A 12,470-nucleotide genomic window follows, 5' to 3' on the forward strand; every position below is an offset into this window, starting at 1 on the left:
GACGGCAGCAGGGTGGCGGTGGCCGTGCCGCCGCACGGGCCCGAGCGGCGGGCTTAAGGTCGCTCGTGGACTTCGCCGACCTGAGCCGGCCGTTCGTCATCGCGCACCGCGGCGGGTCCCTGCAGGTGCCCGAGCACACGATGGAGGGCTACCGGGTCGCGGTGGGCCAGGGCTCGGCGGTCATCGAGCAGGACGTGTCGAGACTGGCCGACGGCGGTCTCGGTGTCATGCACGACGGCACCGTGGACCGGATGACCACCTCACGTGGCAACGTCGCCGACCACACCTCGGTGTCGTGGGGGCAGCTCGAGATCGACGCCTCGGTCATCCTCGGCGGAGGCTGGCCCGACGGGCTCCGCCCGCCGCTGTTCGAGGAGGTGCTCACCGAGTTCGGCAACCGCGTCCTCCTCTGCGCCGAGGCCAAGAGCAGCGATGCGATGGGGCCGATGATCGACGCGCTCGAGCGACACGGGGTCAGCCCGGGGTCCGTGCTGCTCCAGTCCTTCGCCCTCGACGACTGCCGGCTGGCGCGCTCGCGGGGGTGGGGCGTCATCTGGCTGGGCAGCACCGACGTCGCCCGGGCCGCCGCCGAGGGCATCGGCTGGATCGGTCCGTCCGCGGGTCGCACCACCGCGGCGGTCTGCAGGGCGGCACATGCGGCCGGGGTCGAGGTGGCGACCTACACGGTGAACCGCCGACACCAGCGGGACGCCGTCATCGCCGCCGGCGTGGACGCGATCTTCTCCGACGATCCCGTCTACATCGCCGGGGACGGACGCCGCCGCACCACGGATCTGTTCACGCATCAGACCTGGCTGCCCGGGATGCTCCCGGACACCAGCCGCGGCCGCTTCCACCCGGACGACTCGTCCTGGGGCTTCGACGTCTCCGACACCCTCCACTCCACGCTCATGGGCTTCCTCGCCCCGCCGGACCCCGAGACCTTCACGCTGAACCTCGACGTGCGGGTGGACCGGACGTGTCGCAGCAGCGGTGGGTTCGTCTTCCTGAGCACCGACGACCACCGGTACCGACCGTCCTCCGGCTCGTCGCCCGGCGCCGACGGCTACCGCGTCCTGCTGCGGGGAGACGGCGGCCTGGACGTCCATCGGGTCGTGGACGGCGCCGCCACCACGCTGGCGTCCTCGCCGGGAGCAACGGCGCCCACGCCGGGCGCGTACGTCCAGCTGCGGATCACCGTCACCGCCTCGGAGCTCACCTTCACCCGCGCGGACACCGTCGGCGAGATGGTGACGGTGGCGGACGCCACCTGCCGACCCGTGCCCGTCGTCCACCTCGGCAGCGCGTTCGCCGGGGTCCGGTTCAGGAACGTGGTGGTCACATGAGCGACCCGCAGGAACGCCCGGGCCACGGCCCCGCCGACCCGGACGGCTACCTCATCGAGCAGACGCCGGACGGCCACCGGTGGACCTGCCGCGCGGACGGCCGCACCGCAGGGCCGTTCCGCAGTCGCGAGGAAGCCGTCGTCTCCGCCGAGGCGGACGAGGGCGCCTGAGGCACCGGGAGGTCCGGGGCACCAACCCGTCACCCCGTGCTCAGCCCTTGCGGTGGGCGCCACGGCGTCTCGTCGTCGGCGCGGCCAGGACCTTCCTGCGGACGGCGCCGGCAGCCTCGGCGACGAGCTCCTCGAACGGGCCCCGGGCATGGGCGCGGCTCCAGAGGAGCGCGAAGGCCACCACGACCGCGACCTGCACCAGGAAGCCGGTCGGCCCACCGGGGACGGCGGGCGCGCTGAGCATCACCAGGTGCATGCAGTAGAGGGTCAGCGTCATGCTCCCTGCTGCGGCCAGGGGTCGCAGCAGCGTGGTCGTCATCCGCCCGAGCAGGATGCACGCCCCGAGCACCACCAGCGCGACGCCGATCGTGGACGCGAGGTCCAGGGACGTGCCGGAGTGCGGCGCTCTCGTGGCCAGCCACCAGCCGGTGTCCGTCGGGGTCGTCCCGTTCCACCCGGACGTCGTGACGTCGGCGTACTCCTGCGGCGTCCTCGACTGCAGGGCCACCTGCTCGAGCCGCGCGCGACCGCCGAAGGCATCGAGCAGCAGCCAGGACACGGCGACCGAGGCGGCGACCAGTGCGCCACCGACCAGGATCACCGCCCCCACGACCGCCCGGCTGGAGAGCGCGACGCGGCCGACGGCGAGCCCGACACACAGGTAGGCCAGCCACGCCAACGCCGGGTACTGGCCGGTGACGGTGAGCTCGACCAGCACCTGCAGTGGGTGGTCGAGCAGGTCGGTGACGGTCATGTTGGGGACGATCACCGGTTCCGTGCCGGCTCGGAGCAGATGGCTGAGGACGGGCACGGCGAGCACGATCACCGTCGCCAGCGCCACCAGGGCACGGTTGGACAGGGACAGCAGCGGGATGGCCAGCACGAACAGGACGGCGTAGTACGGGAGGATCACCGCGGCGTCGTCCGTCGGGACCAGGTGGCCGAGGGCCAGCCCCACCGCGCCGATGAGCAGGGCGCGGACCAGCAGCGCCGCCGCCTGGGCCCGCCACGTCCGTCCGGTCGGCCGACGCCGACGGCCACCGCTGGTGAAGGCGATGCCCACCCCGGCCAGCAGGGCGAACAGCGCCGCCGCCTTGCCGGCCGACAGGGTCCAGGCGAGGGACGCCGTCCCGTCCGCGTCGGTCGCGTCGAACTGGTGCACCGCGATCATCCCGACCAGGGCGAGGCCACGGGCAGCGTCGATGCCGACCAGCCGGGGCGTCGACCGCAGCGGCTCCGCGGTGCTCGACGGCGTCCCGGAGACATCGCCCGCCGGAACCGGGTCGCAGGCGTGCGGGAGCCCCGGGACGGCGCCGAGGGGCACCATCCCCACCGGCGCTGCGGTCACCGTCGCTCCCGGTCCCCGCGGCTGGGACGGCGCGGTCTCCCGATCGACGCTCATCGGGCTGGTCCCGCTGTCACGTGACGATGACATCCGCTCACTCTCCGTACGTGGCTGGGCCTCCCCGACCCGGTGCCCTGACCGAGTCGTCGTCCCGCACGAAGGGCGTTCGCAGCGCGGTCACCCGCCGGATGTCGGATCTCGCCGATTCACGTTCTGTCACCGCGCACCATCTCGACGTAGCGAGCATGCGCCGGGGCCGTCCAGTGCGGGCGACGACCCATCCGGAAGCGGCGGCCACGCCGAACCCCGCACGGTCGACCGATCCGAGGTCGGCCCGCACGCGCACACCGTGCCGCTCCGACCGGAGCTCGGCCGCGATGGACCTGGGAGATGGTGGGATGCGCAGGACATGGACGGTCCTCGGTGCACTGGTGCTCGTCCTCCTCGCGGCCGGGCCGGCGGCGGCCGGACCGCCGAGGCAGGTGTCGGGGCAGCTCACCGACGACAGCGTCGTGATCGGCGCTGCCGGTCGACAGGTCGTCCAGCAGGCGGTGGACCGGCTGGCGGCCGAACGCGACATCAGGCTGCACACCGTCCTCGTCTCCGACTTCGACGCCGTGCCGGCCGGTGAGTGGGCTCGACGGACCGCCGAGCTGTCCGGGCTCGGTGACTCGGACCTCCTCCTCGCGGTGGCCGTCGGAGGGGGCGCGTACGACTACGGGTGGTGGGTGGCCGAGGGGTCCCCGCTGCCCGTGGCCGACGTCGACGCCGTGCTGACCAGTGCGGTGGTCCCGGACCTGGCGGCGCGGGACTGGACCGCCGCGGTCGTCACGCTGGCCGAGCAGCTCCGGTCCCTCCCCGAGACGGTGGCGGGCCCGGAGACGCCGGCGGCCGGTTCCGAGACGGCGGCCGGTTCCGGGACCGCGACTGACTCCGGGACCGCGACCGATTCCGGGACCGCGACCGACTCCGACGCTGAGGCCGACTCCGACACGGCGACGGACACCACCATGGCGATGAGCGACGAGGCGCCGGGGAGCACCCTGCCGTGGTCGGGGACGACCACGCTGGTCGTGCTGGGCATCTTCGCGGTCGTGCTCGTGAGCGGTCACCTCCTCTCCCGTCGCAACGACTCGAGCAGTTCGACGCGCTAGCCGCGCGCACGCCTGGCGCTGCGCCTGGCGTGGCGGTGCAGGCGCAGGCGCAGGCGCAGGGCAAGTGGGCCATCAAGGTCAACCGCAGGACCGCCACGGACAAGGTCCCCCGCGGGCCGGTGTGCTGCCATGTGTGCAGGTGAACGGGCAGGCCGGGGAGCCGGCCACCGAACCGGCCCGGACGGCGTCAGCACCCGGACATCCGCCGAGGTCCGGGAGACGCCGGGAGACGGGGTGTCCGTGGAGCAGCTGAGGGGACCGCGCGGCACCGTCGTCCAGGGCTACCTGGGCGAGGCAACCGGGTCGGTGGCGCCGGACGCGGTCCTCCTGCACGGCCCGGCGCGGTGGGCGGGGCTGAGCGCACGCTCCTGGCTCCTGGGCCAGATCCCGGCCTGCGAGTTCCGGGACCGCGCCGACGTGGTGGTGACCCCGGTCCCCGCCACCCGCCGCCTCCCCGGCCACTGCCTGGGCGTGCTGCTGGAGGGCGCGGGGACGCTGCAGCAGTGCGGGCCGGACGGCGTGGACCGGACGGTGCTGCTGGGCCCGGACCGGGTGGTGCTCTACTCCCGCAGCCGGCCGTTCCGGCTGCGGGTCCGCGGCCCCTACCGCTACCTCGTCCTCGAGGTGACCCCCGCGGTGCTGGGCGTCAGCCAGGAGGTGCTGCGCACGGCCGCCGCCGCCGACGAACTGTCCGCCGCCCCCTCGGCCCGGGTGCTGGCCGGGCTGCTGGCCCAGCTCCCCGACCAGTTCGCCGGGCTGTCGGCCCAGCAGCGTCTGGTGACCGCGGACGCGGTGACCGGACTGCTGGCGGGGCACGTCCGGGCGGCCGCGGGAGCCGGCGGCCACCGCGACGAGCTGTTCGAGGCCCTCCTGCGGTGGATCGACGACCGGCTCGGCGACCCGGACCTCTCCCCCGGCACGATCGCCGCCGCACACCACATCTCCACCCGGCAGCTGCACAAGGTCTTCAGCCGGCACGCGCTCACCGTCGCCGGCCACGTGCGCGCCCGGCGGCTGGCCCTGGTGCGCCGTGACCTCGGGGACCCCGCCCGGCGGGGCGAGCCGGTCGCCGCGATCGCCCGCCGCTGGGGGATCGTCGACGCGTCCCACCTCAGCAAGGCGTTCCGGACCCGCTACGGCCTGAGCCCTCGGGAGCACCGCGAGCGGGCCGCCTGTGCCGTCGGTGACCTGAGCACGACGTCCGCTCGCTGAACCGGGCGCCGGTCCGGGGTCAGGGCCGCGCGTCCCCCGTCGGCAGGGGTGCCTGGCCGTGCTGCAGCGCCGTCCTGCGGAACGTCTGCGGAGCCTGCCCGAACGACCGGGCGAACGCCCGCGAGAACACGCTCGGGTCCCGGATGCCCCACCGGGCCGCGATGGCGGACACCGGGACGTCGACGTTCCGCGGGTGCAGCAGCTCCTCGCGGATCCGTTCGAGCCGCTTCGTCCGGACGTACCCGGTGACCGTCGTCCCGTGGTCGGCGAAGAGCTTCCGGATGTAGCGCGTCGACAGGAAGTGGGCGGCTGCCAGGGCCTCGGTCGTCAGCAGGTGGTCGGCCAGCCGGAGGTCCAGCCAGTCCGTGAGCTCACCGAACAGCATCGTGGACCGCTCCCCGACCGCCGCGCCCCGGGACTCGGCGACGATCGCGGACAGACACGCGAGCACGGCGTCACCCAGGTGCTGTCCGGCCGCCGGCGGTGGCGGCCGGTCCGCATCGACCATCGTCGCGAGCAGGGCGCCCAGTGCCGCAGCGCCGGCGAAGGCCGACAGGTCGCGGGCCACGAGCGCGTCGCGGTCGTCCCGGCGGATGCGCAGCGCCTGGTCGCGGACGTGCGCCACCAGGTAGCGGTGCGGCGTCTCGGAGTGCAGGGCGAACGGGGTCACCCCGTCGTACAGGGCGACCTGCCCGCTGACCAGCTCCACCGCCCGACGGTCCTGGGTGACCCGCATCGCGCCGGCGACGACGTAGCCGAAGACGAACCCGGGGTGCTCGACGACGACCGCCTCGACGGGTTCGGGCCGGTACGGCGCCACGTCGACGACGCTGCCCTCGAGCAGACAGCAGTCGACGTCCCGCATCCGCCACTGCCGCGCGACCCGGACGTCGGTGTCGCACTGCACGACGACGGCGTCGCGCCCTCGGTGGTCTCCGCGGCCGGTGTCGAGGTAGCCCTCGAGCACCCGCACCGGTCGTCGTCCTCGGCCCATGCTGTCGATGACCTCCAGCGGTCTTGACCCCGGCGGCACTGCCCTCGTCCGGGGCGGCACGGTCTGACCCCGGGGACGCTCCTCCCCCGTATGAACGTGGACACCTCGCAGCGCGAACCTAGCCGTTCGATCGGGATCGCAGTGGGCGCACGAGGCACATCGGCCAACTCGACGGATGAGAGCGATCCATGGACGAACACCAGATCACCCGCCGCAACGCGCTGAAGGTCGCCGCCAGCGTCGCCGCGGCAACGGGCTTCGCCGTCGCGAGCCCCACCGCGGCACACGCCGGTCCCCGGTCCCGCCGGGGAGCCGACACCGTGGTCCTGAACGGGAAGGTGCTGACCATGCACCGCCGGCGCGACTGCGCCGAGGCGGTGGCGATGAAGGACGGGCTCGTCGTCGCGGTCGGCAGCAACCGGGAGATCGGCAGGCTCGTGCGCCGCGGCACGAACGTGGTCGACGCCGGCGGGGGCACCGTCCTGCCGGGCATCAACGACGGCCACCTGCACTTCAACGGGTTCGGCTTCGAGGCCAGCAACTTCGGTTTCGCGGGCCCGAAGATCTACAGCTACGACGTCGCCAAGCCCACGGTCGCGGAGATCGCGGCGGTCATCGCCCAGGCCGTCGCCGAGGCCCCGACGCCGGACTCGTGGATCCGGGCCAGCGGCTGGGACGGCACCCGGCTGGACCGGCTCCCGACCCGCGACGTCCTCGATGCCGTGTCCGGCGACCACCCGGTCTCCATGTCCGACATCTCCCACCACGCGCTGGCCGCCAACTCCAAGGCCATGCAGCTGGCGGGCATCACCCGGGACACCCCCACGCCCTCCGGCGGCACCATCGAGAAGGACGCCGCCGGCGAGCCCACCGGCATCTTCCGCGAGTCCGCCAGCGGTCTCGTGGCCGCCGCCGTCCCCCCGTACACGCCGGCCGAGATCTCCGAGGCGATGGACTTCGCCGCCTCGGTCCTGCACTCGCTGGGCATCACCAGCCTCACGGACCCGGGCGTCAGCCTCGACCAGGTCGAGCTCTACCGCGGCAAGATCGAGGACGGCTCGCTGAAGCTGCGCTTCAACCTCATGCTCCGGGCGGGCCAGACGGCCGCCGCGCTCCAGGAGACGCTGAGCGGCCTCACGTCGACGCGCGACGTCGACCCGCGCATGCTGCGCGTCCGCGAGGTCAAGGTGATAGCCGACGGCGTGCCCACCGACGCCGCGACCTCGTGGCTGTACGAACCGTTCCTCGACGGGCGCAACGGCCACCTGCTCAGCGCCGGGGAGGACGACGCCGAGCGCCTGGAGTCCCTGCGGGCCATCATCGCGGTCGCCGCGGCGAACGGCTTCCAGGTCGGCACCCACGCCACCGGGGACGCGGCCATCGACGCGGTCGTCGCGGGGTACCTGGCCACGAGGACCAACGCGCTGCGCCACTACGTCATCCACGGCGACCTCACGCCGCTGGAGACGCTGGAGCTGATGGCCGCGAACGACATCGGGGTCAGCTTCAACCCGACGATCAAGCAGGTCTACAGCCGCTTCTTCGACTCCACGATCGGCCCTGAGCGCGTCGACTACCAGTGGCCCTTCCGGTCGGCTCTCGACGCCGGCGTGAAGGCGTCGAGTGCATCCGACGCTGCCGTGGTGACCCCCGACTGGCTCATCGGTGTCGCCGGCGCGGTCACCCGTCTCGGCTTCGACGGCAAGGTGGGCGGCATCGACCAGGCCATCACGATCGAGGAGGCGTTGCGCTCCTACACCTGCACCCCGGCCTGGCAGGACCACGCCGAGCGCTGGAAGGGGCAGCTGCGGCCCGGCTTCGCCGGCGACGTGACGGTCCTGGACGGCGACCTCCTCCAGGCGAGGACCGCCGAGGAGATCACCGGGCACCAGGTCATCGGCACGGTCCTCGGCGGCCAGGTGGTGTACGACGCCACCACGTCGACGGCGCCGGCCGCGCAGGCCGCCGCCGCGAAGGTCGCCGCCTACCGGCACCAGTCCTCGGTGGCGTGCAGCACGACGGGCGCCGGGTGCTGCTGCCGCGCCCACGAGCAGCTGATGTCGGGGCAGCACAGCGACCGCGCGTGATTTCCAGCCTCTCGTAGGGGCCGGCGGCGCCGCGCTCGGCACGGCGCCGCCTGCCCCTACCGCTGCTCCCGGGCGGCCACGCCCTCCGCCGGCGGCACGGACGGGTCCAACCGCTCGAGATCGGTCTCCAGCAGCTGGTAGACCTCCGGGCGACGGCTGCGCAGGACCGGCGCGTAGAGCAGGCCACCGACCACTGCGAGGACCAGCAGCCAGGGCAGGAGCCGCACGTAGAGCGCGTCGGAGCCGGCCAGCAGCGGGAAGTTGCCGAGCGCCAGGACGCACATCGCCAGCAGTCCCAGCATCCCCAGCCCGGGAGCCACGAACGTCGTCCACCAGCGCCCGTCCCGGCGACGGCGGAAGTGCACGACGATGGAGAAGGCGGCCAGCAGCTGCAGCACGAGGACGCACAGCGTGCCGAAACCGATCATGACGGGCACCAGGCTCGTGATCGGGTCGAGCCCCAGGACCGCGAAGAAGCCGGCCACCAGCAGGGCGAACACCAGGTCGGTCACCAGCGCGGTCTGCGGCACGCCGTTGGCCCGTGTCCTGGCCAGCCCACCCGGGAGGATGCCCACCCTGCCCAGGGAGTAGAGGTACCGAGCGGCCATGTTGTGGAAGGCCAGCAGGGCGGCGAACAGGCTCACGATCAGCAGGACCTGTGCCACCACGAGCATCGTGGCACCGAGGTGCTCCTCGAAGAGCACGAAGAGGAGGTCGCCGGTCTCGAGCCGGTCCAGCGCGACCTGTTGCGCGTCGCTCACCCCGGCGGCGCTCACGATGGCCCAGACCGTCAGGGCGTGGATGAGGCCGATGAGGACGATCGCGGTGTACGTCGCCCGCGGCACGGTCCGCTCCGGATCGCGTGACTCCTCGCTGAACAACGAGGTCGCCTCGAAGCCCAGGAACGCCGTCGCGGCCAGGAGCAGGGCGATGCCGACGGACCCGCCGAACATCACGTCGACGGTGAACACCTCCATGCTCAACCCGGTCTGCACCAGCACCGAGACGCAGAAGGCCAGCAGGGTGAGGGTCTCCAGCACGAGCGCGACGCCGAGCACCTTGGCGCTGATGTCGATGCCGCCCCGGGCCAGGAGGAAGGAGAGGACCATCAGGACGGCGCCGGCCAGGAACCAGTTGAGCTCCACGCCGACCAGGTCGGCGACGATGATCGAGGTGAAGAACCCGGTGGTGCCCACGGCGCCGGCGACGAAGAAGTTGTAGCCCATGGTGGCGATGAAGCCCGCGACCAGACCACCGGGCCTGCCGATGCCCTTGACGACGAAGGCGTAGAAGCCGCCGGCGTTGACCAGCTCGCGGGACATCTGTGCGTACCCGACGGCGAAGAGCAGCAGGATCGCCGCGACGGCGACCACGGCGAAGACGAGGCCGCTCCCGTTGCCGAGCGCGATCGCCAGCGCCATGACCACGATCGCCCCGGTGAGGGGCGCGACCGCGGCGAGCACGAGGAACACGACCCCGGGCACGCCGAGCTGGTCGGGAGCGAGCCGTGAGGTGGAGCCGGAGGTGGACGTGGCCATTCCGCTTCCCTTCTCCCCGGACCTCGACCTCGAGGTCCGGGGATGGTGTGGAGTGAGCGCCGCGGTGCGGGGACGTGCTCCCCAGCACCCGAGCGGGGACATCGGTCGAGCGTGCTGGTCCGCGCGGGGACGGACCTGGAGATGCGCGCACAGCTCTTGGCCGGCCGCGCCCGATCCCGGCCGCGCGAGGGCGCGGGCGGCGGCGCCGCGCTGCTCGAGGCTCCCCGGAGACGACCTGACCGACGGGGACGGGCGACCGGTCTCCCGGCTACTCCCGCCGGGCCGTGCCGATGACGTGCGGCGCCATGGGCAGGGGCACCCGGGTGTCGGGCATGCGGGAGCGCTCCATGCGCTCCACGGTGAAGCCGGCCGCGGTGATCTCCGCGGCGGTGTCGCGTCCGACGTGGCACCCGCCGGCGAGCAGCGGCCACACGGTGCGGTCGAGGGCGTCCTGCACCGCCGTGAACGGCGGCCGCTCGGCCCGGACGTGCTCCCAGAAGACCAGCCGCCCGCCGGGGCGCAGCACCCGGTGCAGCTCCGACAGCGCGCGCGACTGGTCGGCCACGCTGCAGAGGACCAGCGTGACGACGGCGGTGTCGAACTCGCCGTCGCCGGCAGGCAGCGCCTCCGCCATGCCGTCCACCACACGGACCGGCACCGGTGCTCGTCGGGCGGCCTGCTCTGCCAGTCCGCGCAGGTGGGGCTCCGGCTCGACGGCGACCACCTCGGTGACCGCGGGTGGGTAGTGGGTGAAGTTGGTGCCGGATCCCGCTCCCACTTCCAGCACCCGGCCGGCCGCGTCGGCGAGCACCCTCCTCCGGACCTCGGCCAGGCCGGACCGCTCCCCCACCGCGGCGAGCCGGCCGAAGACACGCGCGAAGACGGGGTGGTGGACGGCAGCGGGAACGGACGGCACGCCCCCAGGATCACCGGCCGCCCGGCGGTTGGGTGCGCCGGTCGTGACCGCGGCGCCCCGGGGGTCCGCCGACAGCCGCACGAACAGCACGCCGTCGGCTGACGGTTAGCGTGCGGCTGCGGTCCGCTCATCCTCTCCGGTCCCCCGCTCCCGGCACCCTGCCGACCGCAGCGAGCCGGCAGGCCGCCGCAGAGGGCCTCGGGACGATGGTCCGCGCTGGCCGGGTCCCTCCGACCCTCCTCGCGCGGACGCTGAGGTGGACGGTTCGGTGCCGAGGACACGGCGGCGCTGTGGTCCCGCCGCCTGATCCATGAGGGCGCAGCGCGGATGCCGGTGGACCGGCACGGGTGGGAAACAGCGTGGTGACCCGCCTCGGAGGGAGGTCGCCTCAACGCCGCTGCACCGCCGCATCCGCATCCTCGCCGCATCACCGGAAGCGGGGTCGCGATGTCCGGCTGGGGCGGGGACGTCGGTCAGCCGGACGTCTGGAGGACGGCGAACACCGCGCCCAAGGGGTCGGTCAGCACGGCGAAGCTCATGTCCTGGAGCGTCATCGGCGGCAACCGCACCGGTACCGCCCCACGCCATCGAGGCACCGGCGTCGGACTCGACGAGCCCGACGACCGCACCGGCCGGGTCGGTGACCACGGCGATCCGGTCACCGCCGGGACCCCGGATCATCGGCGTCTGCAGCCCGGTGGCGCCCAGCCGACGGGCACGGTCGCACACCTCGTCGACGTCGGTCACGCCGAAGGAGACCGCCCAGGCCGGCACGGTGTCGGTCGACTCGGGAGGGAGCGTCATCAGGCGTGCGACGGGACCTGGATCGATCGATCCGTCACGTAGCGGCCCAGGGCGAAAGGGAGGGTCGTTGGTCCCAGGACACGCGACCCTCCGACCGCGGCGGAGAGCGCGCGGCGACCGCAGTGTCGGGGAGGCACACCCTGAGCGAGGAGACCGACGTGGACGCGACCAAGACCTGGACCCTCCGGATCGACGTCGGTGAGCACGACGGACGCACCCGTGCCGTGGCCCACCTGCGGACCCGGGACACCGAGGACCTGGTCGGCGTGGGCTTCGCCCGCCTGGACCCCGCGGACCCCGACGTCCCGGAGATCGGCGACCAGATCGCCGTCGCCCGTGCTCTCAGCGACCTGGGCCACCGGGTGCTGCAGGTGGCCACCGACGACCTCGAGCAGGTCACGGGGCAGTCGGCGCACCTGGTGATGTGAGCGACGGACGAGTCGGTCCGTCCCGGACGACCTGACTGGAGGAAGGGCATGACCATGACCTCAGGCGTGGAGCGCAGCGGATGGGCGGAACTGACCAACCGGCTCAGCGCGGACCACGCGGGCCACGCGGGCCACGACGTGACCATCGAGGTGGTGGATGCCGAGGGCGGGGACAACCCGGTGGTGGTCCACCTGCCCTTCCACGGCATCACCTACGACCACCAGGACGACGTGCTGGTCATCTCGGTCGGGGGGCGACCGCCGCACCACCCGGTGGTGCTGCGTCACCTCGTCCACTCCCCGCAGGAGGTCCTCTTCGACCTCATCCCCCGGGGTGCTGCGCTGAAGATCACCGATGCGGCCGGGGCGACGACGCTGGTGAGCCTGCTGCGCAGCCCGGAGGGCCAGGGCGGTCGAGGCAGCTGACCCCCGTGGTGCTGGGGCCGGACGGGCGCGACAGGACCACCCGGCCGTCG

11 protein-coding genes are annotated in these 12,470 nt (G+C 73.5%); 7 read left to right on the top strand and 4 right to left on the bottom strand.

Annotation, left to right across the window (positions count from 1 at the left end; genetic code table 11):
- The first annotated feature begins 65 nt into the window (after nt 1-65).
- Nucleotides 66-1,346 (top strand): glycerophosphodiester phosphodiesterase, encoded by a 1,281-nt coding sequence (locus O2V61_RS16925; protein WP_269184435.1) that lies wholly within the window; start codon nt 66-68, stop codon nt 1,344-1,346.
- The gene (locus O2V61_RS16930) at nt 1,343-1,516 is read left to right on the top strand and encodes a hypothetical protein (protein ID WP_269184436.1); all 174 of its coding nucleotides are present in this window, start codon (nt 1,343-1,345) and stop codon (nt 1,514-1,516) included. The genes O2V61_RS16925 and O2V61_RS16930 overlap by 4 nt, the downstream gene beginning before the upstream one ends.
- A gap of 40 nt (nt 1,517-1,556) precedes the next feature.
- Here O2V61_RS16930 and O2V61_RS16935 read toward each other — a convergent pair whose 3' ends face one another.
- Nucleotides 1,557-2,864 (bottom strand): acyltransferase family protein, encoded by a 1,308-nt coding sequence (locus O2V61_RS16935; RefSeq protein WP_269184437.1) that lies wholly within the window; start codon nt 2,862-2,864, stop codon nt 1,557-1,559.
- Between the two features lie 395 nt (nt 2,865-3,259).
- On the opposite strand from O2V61_RS16935, the gene O2V61_RS16940 reads away from it, so the two are divergent.
- Both O2V61_RS16940 and O2V61_RS16945 read left to right on the top strand, forming a co-directional pair.
- The gene (locus O2V61_RS16940) at nt 3,260-4,015 is read left to right on the top strand and encodes a TPM domain-containing protein (RefSeq protein ID WP_269184438.1); all 756 of its coding nucleotides are present in this window, start codon (nt 3,260-3,262) and stop codon (nt 4,013-4,015) included.
- A 234-nt stretch (nt 4,016-4,249) separates the two neighbouring features.
- A complete protein-coding gene (locus O2V61_RS16945; RefSeq protein WP_269184439.1) occupies nt 4,250-5,227 on the top strand; it encodes a helix-turn-helix domain-containing protein in 978 nt (325 codons plus the stop codon).
- Nucleotides 5,228-5,246: 19 nt separating this feature from the next.
- On the opposite strand, the gene O2V61_RS16950 is transcribed toward O2V61_RS16945, so the two are convergent.
- Entirely contained in the window at nt 5,247-6,200 is a 954-nt protein-coding gene (locus O2V61_RS16950) for a helix-turn-helix transcriptional regulator (RefSeq protein WP_269184440.1), read from the bottom strand.
- 209 nt (nt 6,201-6,409) lie between these two features.
- Between O2V61_RS16950 and O2V61_RS16955 the strand changes: the two genes are divergently transcribed.
- Nucleotides 6,410-8,308 (top strand): amidohydrolase, encoded by a 1,899-nt coding sequence (locus O2V61_RS16955; RefSeq protein WP_269184441.1) that lies wholly within the window; start codon nt 6,410-6,412, stop codon nt 8,306-8,308.
- A 56-nt stretch (nt 8,309-8,364) separates the two neighbouring features.
- Here the strand turns inward: O2V61_RS16955 and O2V61_RS16960 are convergent, their stop codons facing one another.
- Both O2V61_RS16960 and O2V61_RS16965 read right to left on the bottom strand, forming a co-directional pair.
- Entirely contained in the window at nt 8,365-9,846 is a 1,482-nt protein-coding gene (locus O2V61_RS16960; RefSeq protein WP_269184442.1) for an APC family permease, read from the bottom strand.
- Nucleotides 9,847-10,114: 268 nt separating this feature from the next.
- Nucleotides 10,115-10,762: a class I SAM-dependent methyltransferase gene (locus O2V61_RS16965; protein WP_269184443.1), complete on the bottom strand. Its 648-nt coding sequence runs from the start codon at nt 10,760-10,762 to the stop codon at nt 10,115-10,117.
- 962 nt (nt 10,763-11,724) lie between these two features.
- Here O2V61_RS16965 and O2V61_RS16970 point away from each other — a divergent pair.
- Both O2V61_RS16970 and O2V61_RS16975 read left to right on the top strand, forming a co-directional pair.
- Nucleotides 11,725-11,994 (top strand): DUF1876 domain-containing protein, encoded by a 270-nt coding sequence (locus tag O2V61_RS16970; RefSeq protein WP_269184444.1) that lies wholly within the window; start codon nt 11,725-11,727, stop codon nt 11,992-11,994.
- A 48-nt stretch (nt 11,995-12,042) separates the two neighbouring features.
- The gene (locus O2V61_RS16975) at nt 12,043-12,420 is read left to right on the top strand and encodes a DUF5335 family protein (protein WP_269184445.1); all 378 of its coding nucleotides are present in this window, start codon (nt 12,043-12,045) and stop codon (nt 12,418-12,420) included.
- The last annotated feature ends 50 nt before the right edge of the window (nt 12,421-12,470 follow it).

It is taken from the genome of Modestobacter sp. VKM Ac-2985 (assembly GCF_026967925.1).
Classification (GTDB): domain Bacteria; phylum Actinomycetota; class Actinomycetes; order Mycobacteriales; family Geodermatophilaceae; genus Modestobacter.

Excerpts from the sequence above, each read along its gene's own strand:
- O2V61_RS16930 (WP_269184436.1), top strand. The coding sequence starts at position 1,343 with ATGAGCGACCCGCAGGAACGCCCGGGCCACGGCCCCGCCGACCCGGAC.
- O2V61_RS16940 (WP_269184438.1), top strand. The coding sequence starts at position 3,260 with ATGCGCAGGACATGGACGGTCCTCGGTGCACTGGTGCTCGTCCTCCTC.
- O2V61_RS16955 (WP_269184441.1), top strand. The coding sequence starts at position 6,410 with ATGGACGAACACCAGATCACCCGCCGCAACGCGCTGAAGGTCGCCGCC.
- O2V61_RS16960 (WP_269184442.1), bottom strand. The coding sequence starts at position 9,846 with ATGGCCACGTCCACCTCCGGCTCCACCTCACGGCTCGCTCCCGACCAG.
- O2V61_RS16975 (WP_269184445.1), top strand. The coding sequence starts at position 12,043 with ATGACCATGACCTCAGGCGTGGAGCGCAGCGGATGGGCGGAACTGACC.